The organism is Paenibacillus sp. RC73, assembly GCF_044908085.1.
GTDB classification, from domain to species: domain Bacteria; phylum Bacillota; class Bacilli; order Paenibacillales; family Paenibacillaceae; genus Paenibacillus; species Paenibacillus terrae_A.
This window is the reverse complement of record NZ_JBIYCV010000001.1, coordinates 440,148-457,667: the sequence shown is the minus strand read 5'-3', so window position 1 is coordinate 457,667 and position 17,520 is coordinate 440,148. Positions and strand designations below refer to the sequence as shown.

Here is a 17,520-nt window from a genome sequence, read left to right as displayed (position 1 = left end):
AAAGTATAATCAAGATCGCATTAAAGCTGACATCACGAGTATGCTTAGTGTTGGACGAAGGTCTATAAAAAGGGTCATGAAAGCATTAGGCGGCAGGGGGTATATGATGCGAAAGAGCTGGTACAGGAGATTGTTTTTTTCCTATTTCCCGATTTTTATGTTGACCGTGTCTATTCTCATTTTTTTATCCTTCCTGATCGTGAATGAGATATCGCGTAATGAAACCGGGAAGGCGAATCGGATCACGACCGGATTTGTGATGGACAGTGTGGAAAAGTCGCTGACGAAGGTAGAAATGGACGTATTAAGCGAGGCGGAAACCAATAAGAGCTACAGCTACTTTCTGAATGGACAGGCGCAGAGCGGCAGTACGATGTTGTATGGACTGGCAGGAAGCTTGCGTGCGCTCAAGGATAATCATGAATTGGTACATTCTATTTATATTTACAGGATGAAAGATCAAAAGGTACTTACCAGGAGCGGACTTCAGGATGCCAAGACATTTGGCGATTATCCGTATATCGAGCAGGCGCTGCGGTCTGAGGATCGGCAGTGGTCACCAGTGCGGGAATGGAAGGAGCCGGGCAAACATACGTCAGATCGTGTGATTTCGATGCATAAGCGTCTTCCGTTGCCGTTCGGGGGACAAGGGTTGCTGGTGGTCAATATCGGTGTGTATCCGTTAGAGCAAATGATCGGTCAAATGACGAATCCGGCGGTTTCTTATCTGGTGATTAAGGATGGCAATGGGCATACGATCTATCCGGTTGCATCCGGCGCAGGGGGAGCTGTAAAAGAGGAAGACGGACAGCAATTGACTCATCTGCCGTCGGCCCGGCTAGGGTGGAGCTTCGAAAGTGGCATTCGTGCCGGGCAACTGTTCGAGTGGGTGTCTGTGATTTCTTATGTTTGGATTGTGCTCGGGCTGGCTGTTGTCGTATTGGCAGTGATCTACATTATTTATGTAACACGCAGAAATTACAGGCCGATTCAACTGATGATGCAGCGCATTCAACAATTGCCGGGCCGCCCCGGTGAGGAAAACAACAAAGATGAGCTGTGGATGATTGATCACGCGCTGCAAAGTCTGATTCGGCAAACGGTCGATTATGAACAGCAAGAGCAGGCGAATGTACTTATTCGGCGACGACAGCTGTTCCTTGACCTGATGGAAGGTACAACCATGGAAACGGCCGCGGTGCGTTTGGATAATCTGTCTCCTTTTGTGGACGATACCCAGAGAGAGGCTATCCGTGTCTACGCCGTCATGGTGGTAGAGCTGCATGATCTGGAACTGGAGCAGCCGTACACAACAGAAGGACCACAAGCGGGTAGTAGAAGTTCGAATGAGCATGGAAGTGAAGATCAACGCCTAAGCCTGTCGTTGCTTGGTGTGATGCAGGAGCTTGCAGCCACTTATGGTTGGCAGGGCTGGGCAGAATGGATGAGCCGCGAAAGAATTGCCATTTTGCTGCGGAAAGAGGATGGTGATGGGGAAGGGTTGCTGGCTGTGAAGCTGCAAGAGATGGCGCAAACGGGCTGCGAGTGGCTACAGGGTCATCTGGGTGTACAGCTCACCATCGGAATTGGTGGTCAAACTCAAGAGCTGGAGTATATTAAGGATTCCTATCGGGCGTCTGTTTCTGCCCTTCGGTATCGGCTAACGCTCGGGGTACGCGATATTGTGACCAGTGACCAGGTTCCGCAGGACAATGAAATTCCGTTATATACGTATCTGCCGTTGATTTCAGAGACGATCCGTTCTTTTCGGCTGGCCAGCCATGATTGGCGTGGACAGTTGGAAGGTATATTCGCAACGATGGAAACGGACAAGTTGAAGGATGGGGATATTTTAACCGTGATTCAGTGGTTACAGGAGCTGCTGGAAAGGGAAATGCGCGAGATGAAGGACGTGTCGGGCGCATTGGATCGTTATTTTAACGGTTCGGAGATGGAGAGGTGGAGATTTGAGGTGGAGTCTGCTCCTTCGCTGGCCCTGATGCACACCCTGATGCTGGAACACATGACCACCGTGTACCGGACTTATGTTGCAGCCAGTGAAACCAAGAGCTATCGGGCTATGGTCAGTGAGATGAAGCAGTATATTGAAGAGCATTATACGAACCCGGATTTATCTTTGAATCATTTGAGCGAACGTTTTGATGTATCGCCTAAATATGCCAGTCATCTGTTTAAAACTGAGTTTGATATGAAATTCGTGGATTTTTTGACCCGGTTGCGCATGAACCATGCCCAGCAAATGCTGTGCAACACTACAGAGACGGTTCAGCATATTGCCACCCAGGTCGGTTATGCCAATTCGATTACCTTTGGACGGGTGTTCAAGCGTGTGGTTGGTGTAACGCCGGGAGATTATCGCAAGCTGAGAATGAAGCCGGAAGATTCATCGTTAACAGGGGGAGCGCTTTAGGCGCTCGCCTTTTTTGCTTTTTCGTTAAAAAGGCGGGCAGACGGTGTCGGTTTATGGGGCGGAATTTAGTTTATTGCGGCACAGGGGGACAAATGCGATACTTATGTCCATATCTTGAACCTACAGGGCGTCAACGGCCGATGTATTGGCAGGCATGAGGGCGAACCGGAATGACGGAGGATGGCTATGGCGGACATAGATGTACAAAAGCAATATGGGGATGAGCCGAAGGCTTCCGGCTGGGCAGCAGGCATTGATGTCGGCGGGACGAAGACACTGATCTGTATCGGTACAGCGGAACGGCAAGTGGTAGTGAGGCATAAAATTCCGACGGTTCATACGAAGGATGCAGCCTTTTTCTTTAAGTGTCTGTTCGAGGAACTGGAAAGCTGTCTGGAGCAGGAAGGCTTGACGCTGGAGCAATTAAAAGGAATCGGAATCGGCTTTCCCGGTGTGGTAGATAATGATAGCGGCATGATCACTCATGCTCCGGCGCTCCAATGGAATATGCACGACAGCACACGTGACAGTGGTGCGCATGGCGGTATACGATCTGTCATTGGACAGCGCTATGGCGGACGCTTGGTGCTGGATAACGATGTGAATATGGCTGCGTTGGGAGAGCAATGGCTAGGGGCGGCCCGGGGATTACGTCATGTGATGATGGTAACGGTGGGAACAGGCATCGGAAGCGGTCTTATTTTGAACGGGGAGCTGTACAAGGGAGCGGCCAACGGAGCTGGTGAGATGGCCTACTGGATTGCAGGCGAGGAACAGGCGCGGCAAGCGGCAAAACGGAAAGGGACGGACGAGTTCGGTGTGTTCGAATCTTTAACGTCGGGTACGGCAATAACACACAGTGTAAAATCGGCCCTCGCATCCGGCATACCAGGTACGCACATGGTACGGCTGGCGGATGGACAACGGGAACATGTTGGGGCGCGACATGTTCTGCAAGCAGCAGCCGAAGGAGATGTGGAAGCACAGACGATTCTGGAGCCTGCGCTGGCTCATATGGCGATGGCTTTGACGAATGTCATCAGCTTGCTGAACCCGGAAATGATCGTTGTAGGCGGCGGTGTGGCTGAAGGGAGCGCGTATTATTTGGATGAAATTCGGCAAAGAGTAGCCTTATGGACGGACATTCCTTGTACCATTGTACCTGCTGGGCTGGGTAATGAAGCCGGGGCCATCGGAGCGCTGGCGACGATTCTGGGCAGCAAGGTACGCTAAACAACAGGGAGGATTCCAGATGGTTGGCTCACAAATGCTGAAGCTGCGAGGCTTTTATTTGTTTATTGGTTTGGCCGGGGGGATGTTTAACCCGTATTTGACCTTATTGCTGGTTCAGAACGGTTTGACGAGTACCAGTGTTGGTGCGCTGATGGCGATCGGTACGCTGGTATCCATTCTGGTTCAGCCAGTATGGGGAATTATTGTGGATCAATACCGTCAAATGCGGCTGGTGCTTATTTTGAGTGTGGCTGTCCCGGGTGTAATGGCGGTATGTTATCAGTCGGAGCAATTTGTGCTGATGGCGCTTGTTTATTCGATCATGGCTATATTCACGGCAACACAGGCGCCGATCGCTGATTCCTATGCGATCGTGACAGCGAAAAAGGCAGGAGCGACCTACGGCAGCATACGATTTATGGCGAGTATAGGTAATGCGGTGGGCGGTTATGCCGGAGGGCTGTTTGTGTCGCTTCTATCGGTGTCCATGATTTGGGTGCCTTTTTTGGTACTGAACGGTCTTGCGGCCCTGACGGCCCTGGCGCTTCCGAAAAATACGGAGGAAGATCTGGCGTTGCGCAAATCGTTTTCTGACGGTATCGGTCAATTAATCCGTAACAGGACGTTTTTAATATTTTTGGGTGGCAGCTTTTTGGTAAATCAGACGTTGACCGCATTTAATACCTATTTTGTACTGGCCTTTAAAATGTCGGGAGGACCTACAGAGTTGGTCGGGGTTGCTCTGCTGGTTGCTTCCATTACGAATGTGCCCTCTATGCTGCTGGCTTCCAGGGTGATTCGCAGGATTGGGCTGGAGAGAACCCTTTTGCTAGGGGCTGTAGCCTATATGCTGCGCTGGGGAGTTCAACTGGCATTTCCTGATCCTGCGGTTATGATCGCTGTGCAGGTGTTGCATGGGTTGTCGTTTGGATTTTTCTACATTGCGGCTGTTGAATATGTATCGCATGTGACGGAAAAGGATATGCAGGCCACCGGACAAAGTGTGTTCAATATGGTATTCGCCGGACTGGCGGGCATTGTAGGTAATCTGTTGAATGGATACCTCCTTCATGCCGGGGGGCCACAGTTAATGAATCTCGCTTGTCTGATCAGCGCGACCTTAGGTGCGTTAATGATGGTTTATGTATCACGCAGCCGTAAAGATGGAAAGACAGAGAAGGTGCGCAAGCTATCCATGAGTCTTCCATCAGAGACTTCGCCGTAGGAGTAGTATAGTGAAGCTACTACATCGTTAAAACTTAACAAAACACAGAGAGCATCCCAACCCTGATGAGAGGGAGGATGCTTTTTTTGCGTAAAAGCAACTTTTAAGTCACTTGATATGGCAACATACCTAACGCGATTCGAACGGAGAAAATAGTTTATCCGCAGGAAAATAGTGATCTTTTATAAAAGTAAGCGTTTTATCGTATTAAGTAATCGCTTTCATCTAAACTGTTTATGATCGGGAAACTAGTTTATTGTCAGTTTTCCTACGCTCATGTCATACTAAGGCACATCCCGGACCCGGAGGAACAGACACATGCCGATGCATGATATGCCATAACCTCCTCATTAAAGAAGAGGGGACGAACGGGAAAAAGCAGACAAAGGGGTGTTCAGGAATGAGAGGAAATAAGGCCAAAGGAACATTGAAGAAGCTGCGTCTGCTGCTTGCAGCTACGGTTGCACTGTCGATTGTATTGAGCGGATGCTCGTCAGGTGAGGCGGACAAAAGTTCGACTGCTGCTACCGGAGACAAGGGTGGTTCATTGAAGGTTGAAATTTTTGACAGAGGCAACACACCTCAAGGCTACACCATTACTGACAGCTATTTAACCCGTTATGCAAAAGAGAACTTTGGCAAACCCAACAATATTGATCTATCGTATGTGCCTGTTCAGCGCTCGGAAGAGGTTACCAAGCTGAATGTCCTGATGGCGAGTGGCGGCGATGTACCTGATATCGTATTCACTTACGATTCCGGCACTTTTGAGCGGTACGCAGAGCAAGGTGGGCTGACAGATTTGACTCCGCTACTGAATGAGTATGGCTCGAATCTCAAAAAATTCCTCGGTGAAGATACGCTGAGCTACGGTCAGGTGGAAGGCAAGCAGTTCGCCATTCCGGGCAAGCGCACTATTTTAGGGAAATATTCTTCCTTTATACGCCAGGATTGGCTGGACACACTGAAAATGCCTGTCCCTAAAACGACAGACGAACTATATAACACGCTCAAAGCGTTCAAGGAAAAAGACCCCGGCAAGACCGGCGGCAAGGTGATTCCAATGGGGATGACGATGGAGCCTGGACAATATGATTCGCTGCTGTGGTCTTTTATCAAGCCAGTGACGGATGAGCAGAAATATACGCTGACTCAAAAGCTGGGTTCCCGTGACTATCCGATCCTGCTGCCTGGATTCAAGGATGGAGTTCAGTTTATGAACAAGCTTTACAATGAAGATCTGATCAGCAAGGATTTTGGTTTGGATAAGGATAAAAAACAGCTGACTCAGGACATTCAAAGCGGCAATACCGGCTTTTTCAGCGAGGATTACGACAACATTTTTTACAATGACTCGGCTTATCCAAATCTGTTGGCCAACCAGCCGAAAGCCAAGCTGACGCCAATGGACCCGTACACGAACAGTGAGGGTAAGCATGCTAAGCCGGAATTTGCATCCAATGGACTCTACATTATGGTGCCTAAATCCAGTGAGCATGCGATTGAGGCGATCAAGTACCTCGACTGGATGTCTTCCGAAAAGGTGCTGCTCGATATGCAAAATGGTGTGGAAGGCGAAAATTATACCTTGAAAGACGGAATTCCAGTCGCCAAGGAAAACCCGACACAAGAAGCACAAGACCGTATCTATAATCAGGGCGATGTAGTTATCGTAGCGAACGGCAAGATTGCAGGCGATGATGAGAAGAACAAGGAAGCCTTTATTTTGGGTATGCCGTCCCAGTTCCAGGGGGAAGTTCGCAAAGCAATGGATATTTCCAACACGGATACCATTCCTCCGCTGAAATTTGACCATCCGATTAAATCCGAGTCCAAATACAGCAACTCGCTGCTGGACAAGTTTGATGAAATGGTCGTCAAATCGGTGATGGCGCCGTCCGCACAATTTGATGCAACCTTTGAAGCTGCGTTGAAGGATTATATGGCAAGCGGCGGTCAGGCGATACTGGATGAGCGCACCGAGGCTTACAAGGCCATGACAGGCAAGTAAGAAGGCGGAACGTAAAGGAGGAGACAGCGCATGAAAGGGAACGTTTACTTCCGCAGATATTGGCAATTATACGCGTTGCTTGTGCTGCCTTTGGCCTACTTCATTGTGTTCAAATATGGCCCGATGTGGGGCGTGCAGATTGCATTTAAGGATTTCAACTTTTTCCAGGGAATTACGGGAAGTGAATGGATCGGATTCGACGCGTTTCGGGAAGTGTTCCGCATGGACGATTTCTATAGAACACTGCGCAATACCATCGTGCTGAATTTGCTTGATCTGCTGGTATCTTTTCCGGCACCCTTGGTCCTGGCGATTTTACTCTATGAAATGAAAGTAGTTTGGTTTAAAAAGCTTTCGCAAACGATTTTGTATATTCCCCATTTTATCTCTTGGGTAATTATCGGCGGGATTGTGTACCAAGTATTTGGTACGCAGTCCGGCATGATTAACAATGTGCTGACCTCGCTCGGGTTTCAGGCGATTCCATTTTTGACGGATAAAAATGACTGGGTGATCACGTATCTGCTTACAGGTGTGTGGCAAAGTGCAGGCTGGGGAACGATTTTGTACCTGGCTGCCTTGACTGGAATTAACCGGGAGTTGTTCGAGGCCGCTGAGGTAGATGGCGCAGGGCGTATGAAACGAATTTGGCATATTACCATCCCGGGTATGAAAACGACGATTGCTACGCTGCTCATCATTAATCTGGGCAATATGATCACCATTGGCTTTGATCGTCCTTATGTGATTGGCAACGTGGCGGTTCGGGATTATTCCGATGTGCTAAGTACGTTTGTATACCGCATCGGGATGGAGTCCGGGCAATACACACTGGCAACGGTGGTTGGTTTGTTCCAAGCCGTGGTGGGCCTGATCTTCGTACTGGGTGCGAACTATGCTTCCAAGAAGCTGACGGATGAAAGTATTATGTAAGTGGTAAAGGAGCTGACATCTGATGAGTGAACGTACTGCGAACCGCACCTTTGATATTGTAACCACCCTATTGGTGGCTGTGGCTGTACTGCTGTGTTTGGCCCCGTTTATTCATATTTTATCTATTTCCTTCAGCTCAAACCGGGCTATTACGTCCGGGGAGGTTACCCTGTTTCCGGTTGAGTTCAATTTGAAGGCGTATGGAAAAGTTTTCTCCGACATGAGCATGATTCGTTCGCTCGGGTTTACGGTCATGCTGACCGTGATCACGACGGTGCTGAGTATGCTGATGACGGTGATAGCTGCATACCCATTAACGAAGAAAAATTTAAAGGGCCGCAAAACGATCATGTTCATGATTGTAGTCACGATGTTTTTCAGTGGCGGTATCATTCCAGAATACATTCTGGTGCGCGATCTGCATTTGCTGAATAATATAGGGTCCCTTATTTTACCAGGTCTGATCAGTCCGTTTTATCTGATTATTCTGATTTCATTCTTTAACGGGATTCCAGAGAGCTTGGGAGAAGCGGCAGAGATTGACGGCAGCAGCCAATTCGGCACTTTGATTCGGATTGTGCTTCCGCTGTCCCTGCCCGTCCTGGCGACATTAAGTCTGTTTTATGGTGTGGGGCGCTGGAATGGGTTTCAAGATACGCTGATGTATATTCAAAACCCGGATTTGTTCCCGTTGCAGCTCAAGCTGTATCAAATGATTCAAAATAACATGGTGTCCGAGCTGTCGAGGCTGGAAGGAGCGAGCGGCGCGAGAATTACACCTGAAGGGCTGAAGGCGGCGAGTGTCATTTTCGCAACGGTTCCGATCCTGCTTGTTTATCCATGGCTGCAAAGATATTTTGTCAGCGGCGTGATGCTTGGAGCGGTGAAAGGATGATGACGATGAAGGCGAAGGGGGAATACTCCTTTTCCACCTGTTGGAATTTAAAAAGGCATACTGTCGGCCAGGAGCTTGTGGAGGAAATCCGCGAGCTGGGCTTTGGCAGGGTGGAGCTGAATTATAACATTACCCGGGAAATGCTGACGACGATTGAGCCTATGATTGAGCGGGGAGAAATCGGAATATCTAGTGTGCATAATACGTTTCCATATACGCCTGACCCGGATTACGGTACGGATTCCGTTCTGCTCGGATTTGATGATGAGACGAAGCGAAAACGCGCAATAGAGCTGCTGGTACAATCTGCGGAATATGCGCATCGTTATGGTGCAAAGGCGGTGGTTGTACATCCCGGAGAGGTTCCGTTTCCTTACGATATCAGCGGTGAGCTGGAAGTGATTTACCGTGAGCAGGGCAGGGATTCGGCTGCTTATCAGGCGCTGTGGGCACAAATGCTGGAGCGGCGGAATGCGCTGAGCGGGCATTATGTACAGCGTATCCGCGACAGTCTGGAAGAGGTGTGTGACCGTATCGCCTCCAAGGGCTATGATGTAGCAATTGGTATCGAAACGCGTTCACGCTGTTATCAGATGCCTACCTTACAGGAGGCCAAGACGATCATAGACGATTTGAAGGGCGCCCCTGTATATCTGTGGTATGACATTGGACACGGCATAATTATGGACCGAATGGGGCTGTACGATAATGCCAAGGAAGCCAATGAAATGATCGACTATATTCTCGGTGTCCACATTCATGAAACGATAGGGTTATCCGATCACTGGTGCCCTTATATTCATAGTGGTGATCTGGAGTTCTTTGATCGTTTTGTGAATATTATCCGGCAAGCCCCAATTAAGGTCTATGAGCTGAAAGCAGCTTGTCAGCCGGAGGATATTGAACGGAGCCATGAGTTGCTGACAAGCAAGATAGCGAAACTTCAGACGCAAGGATGATCAACGATTATGCATATCACAGGGGCTGAGGGAATGTATAGTAAAATTGTAGCGGTCAATGATGCCTGGGTGAAACCGGGCATGGACCATCAGGTGCTGGGAGTCGACAACCGTTATTATGGTGGGGTGACCGATGATGAGAACGGGATTGCCTGGCCTAATCATTCGGTTGGCACTCCTGCGGCAATGGCGGTCTGGGCGGCCGCGCTCGTCAATCCGGATTCCGCTTATTACCGGAATGAGGGTGTGCTGATCCGACTGGAGCTGGCGGCGCAGTACATGCTGCGCGTACAGCATGAGGACGGCTCTATTTCGCCGGGCTGGACCAATTTTCACTCGCCGCCGGATACGGCGTTCGTGGTAGTGGGCTACGCTCAGGTCTACCAGTTGCTGATCGGTGACGACTGGCTGGAGCTGCGCCGGGTGACTGACGCGATCCGCCTGTTTCTGGAGCGGACGATTCCGGTCATGCTGACCGGAGGCTGCCATACGCCGAATCACCGTTGGGTACTGTGCGCTGCTCTGGGCTTCCTGCACGAGCTGTTTGATCTGCCCGAAGCGCTCGCCCAGGCCAGCATGTGGCTGGCAGAAGGACTGGACGGGACGCCGGATGGCGAATGGACGGAACGCAGCAATGGAATTTATAATGCTGTCAGCGATATTATGCTGATTCATGCCGCCCGTTTATTGAAGCTGCCGGAGCTGCTTGAGCCGGTACGGCGCAATTTGCACATGATGGTGTATCTTGTCCATCCGGATGGGGAAGTGGTCACAGAGTATTCGGGAAGACAGGACTTCGGCGTGATGATGAATTTATCCTCCTATCTTCTCCCGTATGCCATGCTGGCTACCGAGGATGAGGATGCTATATTCGAAGCGATGGCTGTCGCCGCTGTTCAGGTAACGGATCATCCGGGCGGTGCTCCGATTAATGCGGCTGTGTGCTTCTTGCTGGAGCCACGTTTGCAAACCCGCAAAATATCGCCTGCTGCATTACCTGTCACCTATAACAAGCTGCTGAACGGAGACTTTCCGAGAACTGACTATCTGAGCCGGATGGACGAGGCAGGGCATCATCAGCACATTTATCACAGCAGGCTGCATACGGATTTTGGCGCTCTGGTTGCTCGATATCGGCAGAAGGATACCAGCGCGACGCTTATGACCGAGGCTTCATCGTTCCTGTCGTTGCGTCATGGAGATGCGCGTCTGCTGGCGGTTCAGGCAGCTTCCTATTTCTTGCCGGGCTTCGTGCCTATGCAGGAGTTGACTGCCCATGAAACCGGCTGGACGCTATCGGGTCAGCAGGCCAAAGGCTATTACGGGCCTGTTGCTGCCGCCGATCTGCCGCCTACCTCGCAGGAGGAAATTAGTCCGTGGTATTTGCTCCCGCATCACAAACGTCCACTAACCCATGAACAAAAGCATGAAATCCGGGTGGATGTGGATCGTCAGGAGGATGTGTGGACGCTTCGTTTTCGTTCAGAAGGTCCGGTGGACTGCATGACACAGATTTTATTTGTTTTTGGGCGTGAAGGGAAATTCACTTGCGGGGAATATAGGCTGGTTAATGAAGCGGTGCAATGCTGGACTGGCGGTATGGCGCGCTATGAATCAGGAAATGCGTGGTTTGAGCTGACAGGAACAGCGATGGAGCATACGGCTAACTCGGTTCGTGGGGCTGCATACCCAGTGGATTGTCACACATTGCTGGTCAATTGGATGGCTCCGTTTGATCAGACGATCACGATCCGCATGTCGCCTTTGTCTGTGAGTGAAGTTTGAGGTACGATGAGCACCTGTTTCCGAGGATGAGATCAGTCTCGTAAAACAGGTGCTTTTTCGCGTCTTGAAGCATGCTGAATGGAGCGCTTCCATTGAGCTTGAAGCGATTGTGGTGTACACTGTCCAGAACAGGTGTAAATTGGAACGTCAAAAGGCTGGACGGCTGCAAAGGAGGAAAAGACACACATGTATGCCCGTTTAAGATCGTTAAATTATCCTATAAAAGGGTATGTTTTTATCGTATTAGCTGTATGCTCAGTGATCAGCACCTTGTGGATCATTAACGTGCGGCTGCCCTCGGGAGGCCGCCCTTATCTTTTTATTTGGTGGAATATGATGCTGGCCTGGATCCCGATGCTTTTAACGCTGCTGCTTGATGTGATTTATAGTTCCTGGCGGCGGGGAACGAGAACATTTTTGCTCTGGATAACGGGAGCGGTATGGCTCTTTTTTTATCCCAACACACCGTATTTAATCACAGATTTGCTGCATGTATTCGCCCGATATCCATTTCTGGGGGAGCAACGCTTCTGGGGAGAGCCTTATTTCTGGAATCATGTACTGGGCATGCTGTTGGTCGCTGTCCTTGGACTTACGATGGGATTTATATCTCTAGAATCTGTACGACAGCTGGTACGACGTGCACGTGGCGGGTTTGTAAGCTGGCTGTTTGTGCTGGCGGTATTGCTGCTCAGCAGCTTGGGCATTTATATTGGCCGTTTCTTTCGGGGAAATACGTGGGATATTATTTCTGCGCCTTCCCAGCTGTATGTGCAGGTGTCCTCCATATGGGCAGATACCCTACAGCGTACTCATTTTGTGGAGTTTAGCGGGATGGTATTTGCTATTTTGTTCATTAGCTATGTATCCACGATGTGCGTGGTTTGGATCGGATACAGCCGTCGGGATGAATGGCGTAACTAATGATTTAGATGCGACTGAGTGGCTGAGTAGCTTCATAAGCTTGAATAGAGAGGAGGAATAGAAACCATGAACGGACAGAACCGATCAGATATTCGCGCAGGGCTTCAGGTAGATATTGTGCTTAAAAAAAATCAGCCTACCGGAAAGCTGACACGAGGAACGGTGAAGGATATTTTGACCAATTCTTCGCGTCATCCGCATGGAATCAAAGTGCGTTTGGCAGACGGACAGGTTGGGCGTGTCAAGCATATCGTAACGAATGAAGGATAGAGCTGCGGGCTGAGGAGGAATGACGCATGAAACAGGCAACGGCAAGGTCGAAACATGATCGCTACCCGCTTGTTTTGCTTGTATTACTGGTGCTTGCTCTCATCTGGTCCTTTATCCATCCGGCGGATCATTTTACTTGGGTACTGGAAGTTCTTCCGGCGATTTTGGGAGCTGGACTGCTGGTGGCTGTTTACCGCCAATTCCGGTTCACGAATCTGGTGTATACTCTGATATGGCTGCATGCGCTGATTTTGATTGTCGGCGGGCATTATACCTATGCGGAAGTGCCCCTGTTTAACTGGATACGGGATACATTCGGGCTGGAGCGTAATTATTACGACCGACTTGGGCACTTTGCGCAAGGCTTTGTGCCTGTGCTTATTGTCAGAGAAGTGCTGCTGCGTAAAACGACCTTGGGAAGCGGAGGCTGGCTGACCTTTCTCACGGTTAGTGTGTGCCTTGCGATTAGTGCTGCGTATGAGCTGATTGAGTTTGCCGTAGCCAAGGCGACTGGAACGGCCGCAGAAGCCTTTTTGGGAACCCAAGGGGATATATGGGATACCCAATGGGATATGCTTCTCGCTTTGATCGGCGCTCTGACAGCCGTGATTCTATTGAGCGGAGTACATAACAAGCTGCTGAAACAGCTAAGATATTAATGTGTTCCTTTCTTTAGGAGAACATAGCTGGACGGTATAAAGTTATAATGATAGTGGAGGGTGGTTATAGAATGCATGCTAAAGCATTTTTAACCACCCTTTGATGTATCCTGAGATCGGCAGTTTCCAGGGCTACATATGCGTCATAGGGCGGCTGTCGAGATGCAGGGTTGCGGCACCCATGTAGCTGTCCAGCAGTCGTTCGAAAATGCGGTCCCATGTCTGTTCCACGCTGTAGGCTCTACCCGCCACGGACATAGAATCACGAAGTGGTCTGTCTTTGTACAACAGGTGCACAGCTTCGGCAAAGGAAGCGGCATCTCCGGCAGGACACAACAAGCCCGTTTTCCCATGAATGAGATTATCCTTTACCCCGCCTTCATCAGCACCGACCACGGGTGTTCCGCTCGCCATGGCTTCCAGCACGACGTTGCCGAATGTTTCCGTAGTGGAGGGGAACAGGAATACATCCGCTGCGGCGTATAGCCCCGCTAATTCCTGCCCTTTCACAAAGCCAAGCCAATGGACTGCATGCTCTGGCACCCCCATGTCTGCCGCTGTTTTGACCTTGTACAGTGGACCGTCTCCTGCAATGACCAGCACAGATTCTGCCCGGACATCGTCCGGCAACTGGAGGTAAGCATCCAGTAAGGTGTCTATTCCCTTTTCTGGTGCAAGTCTGCCGACATATAAAATAACGAATGCGTCTGCACGAACGCCCCATTTTCTCCATACTGCGTGACGATCCACTTTAGGTTGGAAGCGATGGGTATCAATGCCCCTGCCCCAGATTTCGAGTTGACTCATTCCTTTATTGTGCAATAACTCCATGGTTGACCCAGAGGGTACATACACCCTTTCACAATGTCTGTGAAACCAGAGCATGTATTTCCACAAGGCAGGTTCAAGCCAGCGAAGCTTGTAATATTCGAGGTATTTATCAAAGTGGGTATGATATGAGGCGACGAGCGGAACATGGTGTTTGGCTGCGTAGCTTGTTCCGTACAGGCCAAGGTTAAATGGGGTAGCGACATGAATCAGGTGCGGGGAAAAGGCGGACAAACGGTCGTTGATCTGTTTGGCGTTGGGGATCGCAAGCCTGCATTCCCGGTACAACAAAAAAGGAATGCTCCGAAGCCGTTCTACACCCGGTCCGGAGGGCAGACGGTGGTCTGCCTCCGGTGCGAAGACGAGCGTAGATACCCCATGTTTCTCCAGATAGCCAATCCATCGTTCCAGTGTCAGGGCAGCGCCATTTACGTCAGGCGCATACGTGTCCGTAAATAAAGCGACTCGAAGCATGCCTTCATTCCTCCTCCGCCATTCTCATTTATCCTATGACGATCCAGGGGAGTCCGCTTGGAGGCTCCAGCTTTTATTGTGCCATGATTTTGTTTACGGGCTTGCCGGGTTTTGTAAAAGCTGACCCGCGGACGGGCGGTTTTCTCGGAACATCCAATAGTAGACGAGGGAGGACAAAATATAAAATACACCTGTCATACTGAACGTGATGGCATAGCCCCAGTAATTGCCGTAGGTCGTAACCAGATAGGCTTGTACAGGTCCCATGCCTGCGGTTCCTAGCATCCAGGTCGTCTGGAGAACCGAGTTGGCAATCCCCCGGTTCTTATCCGATACACGTTCCACCAGAATGGCGGTTTGCAGCGGATTGGCGGCATTCATCAACGCTTGCCTGAACAGAAAGCTGATGGAAGCAATCCAGAGGACATTTGTGAAGCCGGTAATCAGGAGAAACGGGAGCGAGAGCAATTGGAAGCCAACGACAGCCTTGACCAGTCCGATTCGGCTGCCAAGCGTAGGCCCGATCAGCATAGAGAGGATCGTCATCAGCTGACCGAGAGCAATCAGCAAACTCATCGCACTGAGCGATACGGAAAAGCGGTTCGTAAAATACAAATTGAGATAAGGGATGACCAGACCTGAGCCCAACCCGAGAAAAAACTGGGCAAGGACAAATTGTCCGATGACTCTGGTATCCGAAGAAGCAGCAGGAGCAGGTGGTACTGGTAAAGCGGACGTGGATTCCGCCGTATTCGCTGATACCGGTTCAGGTGTCGATTTCGCAAGGGCTGCTTCTTCCTCAACATGAGTTGCTTTTGTCATGAACAATAATGGTATAAAAGCGGTTAATGTTGCCGTTCCTCCGAGGAACAGGGCAACCCGCAGACTGGAGAGCTGTGTGATCCCCCACGTTTGCAGCCCATCCGCAAGCACACCACCGCCAAAGCTCCCCATGACCTGTGCTGCGAGTACAAGAGCAGAGTAATAGCTGAATATTTTCAAGCGTTGGGCTTTGCTGATGCTTTCCGCTAAAAAGGGTACAGCCAGCACCTGAATAAAGGCGGCGAATACACCCGAAACGACGGCGAAAACCAGCATACTGCCACTGGTATCCGTAAAGGTACGGATGAGAAAGGCAACACCGCTGAATAACGCGCCGATGACCAGCATGTGTTTGCGGCTCCTCCGATCCCCCAAAAAACCGACCGGAATAAATAGCAAGGCTGTAGCCAGTGCTTGCATGCTCACCACTCGGCCATTCATGTCATCCCCAAAGCCAAGCTCCTGGATATAAAGGTTATACAGAACGGAAAACATTCCCGTACCCATCTGATACAGCAGATTGGCGATAAAAAACAATCGGATATTACGCGGCCACTTTCGAGGCTCGTCTAACATTTTGCTAATCCATGGCACGATGCGGTCCTCCTGTGACGTTGATACAGATCAGTAGATTGTATTGATATGTATTCTAGCAGGATCTGTGCATTTCATAAATATTCCTTGTCTCCGATTGTTTTGGGTAATAATAAAGCATGGACTTTACATTGAAATTTCATTATAGTAATTCGGTATGAATAAATTTGAAGGGTAAGCAGGAGGGATGGCTTTGGCTTTTGGAGCACGGGTGTTAAAAACGGGAATCGCAGTGACGCTCGCCCTTTTTCTGAGCATGCTTTTGAACACCCATTCGCCTGTGGGGGCAGCGATAGCCGCTATTTTTGCCATGCAACCGTCAATATACAGGTCGTGGCGTTATTTTCTGGATCAACTCCAAACAAGCACACTAGGTGCAATCATGGCTTTGCTGGGCGGAATGGTATTTTCGAATGAGCCTATTGCGGTTGGTTTGGTATGTGTGCTGGTACTTATGATATGTCTGAAATTAAATATGGCTGATACGGTAGGACTAACACTGGTAACCGTTGTTTCTGTCATGGAAGCCTCGGATGACTGGAAATTTGCGGTGACCCGTTTTGTGCTTACTTTAATCGGGATTGTTTCTGCTTTTGTTATTAATATTACGGTGTTTCCTCCGAAACCGAAAAGACAGTTTATCAATCAGATTCAAAGTGTATTTAACACTATGTCCTTGCTGCTGCGCACCGCCATTTCCGATGAGATTAAGGAGTCTGTCTTTAAAGAGGAAAAAGGCAATCTGGAGGGAGCCATAAAATCGCTATCGGATAAATATCATTTGTTCGAGGAAGAGCAGAAGAAGCTCAAGCGCTCCCGGTTCAGTCAGACGAGACAGATGGTGGTATACAAGCAAATGCTCGGAAGTTTGCACAAAGGGTATGAGGTACTGGACGCGGTGGAAAGGCACTACTTCCAGTCTGTGCGACCGAAGGGAACGGATGCGTTTTTTGATGGTCATCTGGAACTGCTAATTCGGTTCCATGAACATGCGCTGCTGAAGTTTGAAGATAAGCTGAAACCGAACGAGGACGAAAGCGAAATGTTCCAGCAGGCGAACGGTGAGTTTATGAAGCATGCGATTACCCGTTTTGACCACTGTCAGGAGGGGATGCTGAGACTCTCGATTGTGGCTGCTGCGATGTATGACTATGGTCATCAACTGGAGCGGTTGAGCAGACTGGCGGAACATATTCATCCTGTGGAAGAGAGCAAGTAGCGAATGTATGAAAAAGTAAAAAGCGGCCGTATTCATCTTATAGATGGACGACCGCTTTTTACGTACATAAAGGCATAAAAAAAGCCCGCTGGTTGCGAACAGGGGTTAAACTTGCTACAATAGAGGATGCTATGTTTATGATAAAACCATAAGTTTAAAGTCGTTAATCACACTTCTTTTTATATTATAGCATGTTTCAAAGTGTAAGTCAATTTTCCCGGATCAGAGGGATGCCAGGGGTATACCCAGGTCCATAAT

14 protein-coding genes are annotated in these 17,520 nt (G+C 49.6%); 12 read left to right on the top strand and 2 right to left on the bottom strand.

Translation table 11 applies throughout. The features are described 5' to 3' along the window. Positions 1-157: 157 nt before the first annotated feature. The 11 genes from ABH897_RS02105 to ABH897_RS02055 all read left to right on the top strand — a co-directional run bounded on the left by ABH897_RS02105 (position 158) and on the right by ABH897_RS02055 (position 13,325). Entirely contained in the window at positions 158-2,431 is a 2,274-nt protein-coding gene (locus ABH897_RS02105) for a helix-turn-helix transcriptional regulator (RefSeq protein WP_404529694.1), read from the top strand. A gap of 186 nt (positions 2,432-2,617) precedes the next feature. Next, entirely contained in the window at positions 2,618-3,664 is a 1,047-nt protein-coding gene (locus ABH897_RS02100) for an ROK family protein (RefSeq protein ID WP_404520932.1), read from the top strand. A gap of 19 nt (positions 3,665-3,683) precedes the next feature. Continuing rightward, a complete protein-coding gene (locus ABH897_RS02095; RefSeq protein WP_283657814.1) occupies positions 3,684-4,889 on the top strand; it encodes an MFS transporter in 1,206 nt (401 codons plus the stop codon). Between the two features lie 400 nt (positions 4,890-5,289). Beyond that, positions 5,290-6,900, top strand: coding sequence for an extracellular solute-binding protein (locus ABH897_RS02090; protein WP_404580202.1), 1,611 nt, complete (start codon positions 5,290-5,292; stop codon positions 6,898-6,900). Between the two features lie 30 nt (positions 6,901-6,930). Further along, positions 6,931-7,833 carry an ABC transporter permease gene (locus tag ABH897_RS02085; RefSeq protein ID WP_283655536.1) on the top strand — a complete coding sequence of 301 codons (903 nt, stop codon included), beginning with the start codon at positions 6,931-6,933 and terminating at the stop codon, positions 7,831-7,833. 22 nt (positions 7,834-7,855) lie between these two features. Further along, entirely contained in the window at positions 7,856-8,728 is an 873-nt protein-coding gene (locus ABH897_RS02080; protein ID WP_283655537.1) for a carbohydrate ABC transporter permease, read from the top strand. Beyond that, positions 8,725-9,687, top strand: coding sequence for a sugar phosphate isomerase/epimerase family protein (locus ABH897_RS02075; protein WP_283655538.1), 963 nt, complete (start codon positions 8,725-8,727; stop codon positions 9,685-9,687). The genes ABH897_RS02080 and ABH897_RS02075 overlap by 4 nt, the downstream gene beginning before the upstream one ends. Positions 9,688-9,720: 33 nt before the next feature. Continuing rightward, positions 9,721-11,472 carry a hypothetical protein gene (locus tag ABH897_RS02070; RefSeq protein ID WP_404591078.1) on the top strand — a complete coding sequence of 584 codons (1,752 nt, stop codon included), beginning with the start codon at positions 9,721-9,723 and terminating at the stop codon, positions 11,470-11,472. 186 nt (positions 11,473-11,658) lie between these two features. Beyond that, positions 11,659-12,396 (top strand): DUF1361 domain-containing protein, encoded by a 738-nt coding sequence (locus tag ABH897_RS02065; protein WP_283655540.1) that lies wholly within the window; start codon positions 11,659-11,661, stop codon positions 12,394-12,396. Between the two features lie 66 nt (positions 12,397-12,462). Further along, positions 12,463-12,666 (top strand): YwbE family protein, encoded by a 204-nt coding sequence (locus ABH897_RS02060; RefSeq protein WP_404591076.1) that lies wholly within the window; start codon positions 12,463-12,465, stop codon positions 12,664-12,666. A gap of 26 nt (positions 12,667-12,692) precedes the next feature. After that, the gene (locus ABH897_RS02055) at positions 12,693-13,325 is read left to right on the top strand and encodes a DUF2238 domain-containing protein (RefSeq protein WP_404591074.1); all 633 of its coding nucleotides are present in this window, start codon (positions 12,693-12,695) and stop codon (positions 13,323-13,325) included. A gap of 132 nt (positions 13,326-13,457) precedes the next feature. Here the strand turns inward: ABH897_RS02055 and ABH897_RS02050 are convergent, their stop codons facing one another. Further along, a complete protein-coding gene (locus tag ABH897_RS02050) occupies positions 13,458-14,627 on the bottom strand; it encodes a glycosyltransferase family 4 protein (protein WP_283655543.1) in 1,170 nt (389 codons plus the stop codon). Between the two features lie 93 nt (positions 14,628-14,720). Next, a complete protein-coding gene (locus tag ABH897_RS02045) occupies positions 14,721-16,043 on the bottom strand; it encodes an MFS transporter (RefSeq protein WP_404520930.1) in 1,323 nt (440 codons plus the stop codon). Positions 16,044-16,230: 187 nt separating this feature from the next. Here ABH897_RS02045 and ABH897_RS02040 point away from each other — a divergent pair, with 187 nt between their 5' ends. Further along, positions 16,231-17,262: an FUSC family protein gene (locus ABH897_RS02040; RefSeq protein WP_283655544.1), complete on the top strand. Its 1,032-nt coding sequence runs from the start codon at positions 16,231-16,233 to the stop codon at positions 17,260-17,262. Positions 17,263-17,520 lie beyond the last annotated feature (258 nt).

Excerpts from the sequence above, each read along its gene's own strand:
- ABH897_RS02070 (WP_404591078.1), top strand. The coding sequence starts at position 9,721 with ATGTATAGTAAAATTGTAGCGGTCAATGATGCCTGGGTGAAACCGGGC.
- ABH897_RS02090 (WP_404580202.1), top strand. The coding sequence starts at position 5,290 with ATGAGAGGAAATAAGGCCAAAGGAACATTGAAGAAGCTGCGTCTGCTG.
- ABH897_RS02050 (WP_283655543.1), bottom strand. The coding sequence starts at position 14,627 with ATGCTTCGAGTCGCTTTATTTACGGACACGTATGCGCCTGACGTAAAT.
- ABH897_RS02060 (WP_404591076.1), top strand. The coding sequence starts at position 12,463 with ATGAACGGACAGAACCGATCAGATATTCGCGCAGGGCTTCAGGTAGAT.
- ABH897_RS02100 (WP_404520932.1), top strand. The coding sequence starts at position 2,618 with ATGGCGGACATAGATGTACAAAAGCAATATGGGGATGAGCCGAAGGCT.
- ABH897_RS02080 (WP_283655537.1), top strand. The coding sequence starts at position 7,856 with ATGAGTGAACGTACTGCGAACCGCACCTTTGATATTGTAACCACCCTA.
- ABH897_RS02040 (WP_283655544.1), top strand. The coding sequence starts at position 16,231 with ATGGCTTTGGCTTTTGGAGCACGGGTGTTAAAAACGGGAATCGCAGTG.
- ABH897_RS02075 (WP_283655538.1), top strand. The coding sequence starts at position 8,725 with ATGATGACGATGAAGGCGAAGGGGGAATACTCCTTTTCCACCTGTTGG.
- ABH897_RS02065 (WP_283655540.1), top strand. The coding sequence starts at position 11,659 with ATGTATGCCCGTTTAAGATCGTTAAATTATCCTATAAAAGGGTATGTT.
- ABH897_RS02105 (WP_404529694.1), top strand. The coding sequence starts at position 158 with ATGTTGACCGTGTCTATTCTCATTTTTTTATCCTTCCTGATCGTGAAT.
- ABH897_RS02085 (WP_283655536.1), top strand. The coding sequence starts at position 6,931 with ATGAAAGGGAACGTTTACTTCCGCAGATATTGGCAATTATACGCGTTG.
- ABH897_RS02095 (WP_283657814.1), top strand. The coding sequence starts at position 3,684 with ATGGTTGGCTCACAAATGCTGAAGCTGCGAGGCTTTTATTTGTTTATT.
- ABH897_RS02055 (WP_404591074.1), top strand. The coding sequence starts at position 12,693 with ATGAAACAGGCAACGGCAAGGTCGAAACATGATCGCTACCCGCTTGTT.